Origin of the sequence: Bacillus sp. EB01, from assembly GCF_000613125.1 — a bacterium.
Taxonomy (GTDB): domain Bacteria; phylum Bacillota; class Bacilli; order Bacillales; family Cytobacillaceae; genus Bacillus_D.
Window position 1 is genome coordinate 3,958,277 of sequence record NZ_HG964497.1, and the last position, 1,794, is coordinate 3,960,070.

The 1,794-nt window shown below is 42.5% G+C and carries 1 protein-coding gene; it reads right to left on the reverse strand.

Features of this window, described 5'->3' with window-relative positions; translation table 11 throughout:
- Positions 1-403: 403 nt before the first annotated feature.
- A complete protein-coding gene (locus TY16_RS18500; protein ID WP_043933283.1) occupies positions 404-1,678 on the reverse strand; it encodes an IS110 family transposase in 1,275 nt (424 codons plus the stop codon).
- Positions 1,679-1,794 lie beyond the last annotated feature (116 nt).

Sequence of the window (1,794 nt, forward strand, 5' to 3'; positions counted from 1 at the left end):
CCGATTAATCTCCCTCGGTTTAATTCAATTTTCTCCCGAATACTCGCTTATTCGCAGGATTGCACATTCTTTGGAAAAGGTACGTTGGCTGTTTAAAGAGAATTGAGGACATCTGGGCTACGTGAAGGCATGATGAAATAAAGGAGTAAGCTTAATCTCCATATTCTTCCATATAATGCACATCTCCACGCCACCCTTGGAGGTTTTCCCTCCCATGTCTCAACGGGTCAAATGCCCTCTCATTCCTTCGTTACGCCTATTCCAAGGGGTGGAGGCCAGTTTTGCTAAAAGTATGGGTCAGTGCCCTTTTGATTAATCAACCTGGTACGCCGTACATATTTGTGATCCTGCGAATAAGCCAACACTCGACTTCCATCTCTTCGAGAAGGGAATAGTATTTAAACTAAGCTGCCAACTCTGTTTGTGGCTGTACTTTCTCTGGGCAATACGTTTCATTCTTGCGTGCTATACCTACAAGCAACCTGGCCAATTTACCAACCAATTTCATGATGGATTTCATTTTTTTCATTTTCTTACCTTTCACATTACTGGAGTGGATAGCCTTAAATTCTGCATTGTTTGTGACCAAGCCTATTGTGACCATATAAAGGAAATGCCTAAGTCTTGGCCTTCCACGTTTTGATAAGGTAACTTGACCCTTCCATTTCCCAGAACTAGCTTCTCTCAAATGGAGTCCTGCATGGCGAAGTAAGGAATTTCCATGTGAATATCCGCTTAGGTCTCCAGCCTCTCCTAGTATGCCGGCAAGTGAAATGTCACCGATTCCCTTGATTTTAAGCAGTTTATCGGCGAAAGGAATTTTAGAGAGCTCATCCTTGACTGCCATTTCGACTCGTTCCAGTTGCTCTACCACAAGGTCGTACTCTTCGAGTAATTGTTCCAGATGTAGTTTGTAGGCCTCTATTGCTTGTTTGTTGCCAATGGATCTCCTGGCTACATTGAGAAGGGAATAGGCCTTCTTTAATCCGGGCTGCCTCTTCAAGAGTGATTTCCAGCCAGCTAAAATCTCTTCCGGCCTCTTGGAACACAGTTCCATCGGAGTTGGAAACAGGCGAAGGGTGGCGATTGCCCCTTTACATGTAATATCTTTAAAGACCTGCCTGAGTTCAGGAAAAATAATGTCTACCCAGCGATGTAATTGATTGGCGCAGCTCACAAGCCTTTTAACAATAACCTCCCGATTAGACATGAGAACCCTAAGCTTTTCAAATGATTCTGAAGCAGGCCTGACAAAAGAGTAGTAGCCGTTCTTTACCATATCGGCAATGACTAGGGCATCTTTCTTATCACTCTTGGATTGCGTATTATCACGATTCTCTTTATTCTTTTTAACCAGAAAGGGATTAACCATTACTACTTCAATATTACGGTCTATGAGCCATTTGGAAATGTTGGTCCAGTAATGGCCAGTAGGTTCCATCCCAACAATGAAGTTCTCTAACTTATAAACTCTTTTAAGGTTGTTCATCCATTTTAGCAGGCTCGAGAACCCATCTCCGTCGTTATCAAACGTGATTGGATCCCCAATAACGATTCCACGAAAATTGATGGCCCTCGCCACATGGAATTCTTGGGCAATATCTACCCCAACAATTAGATGCTTGTCAGAAATTCTTTCAATTAGTTGATTTTGTTTGTCCTGCATTTTAAACTTCATAGTAAGGGTTCCTCCTAAAGGTAGAGTTTGAGTCGTGTCTTACTCTTATCTTAGTGGGGAGCCCTGTTTTTATCAAAGTCCAAAATTAACGAACTACAGGAATGCTATGAGACGGG

What these genes read in the sequence shown, in the direction of transcription:
- TY16_RS18500 (WP_043933283.1), bottom strand. Translation starts at nt 1,678, where the DNA reads ATGAAGTTTAAAATGCAGGACAAACAAAATCAACTAATTGAAAGAATT.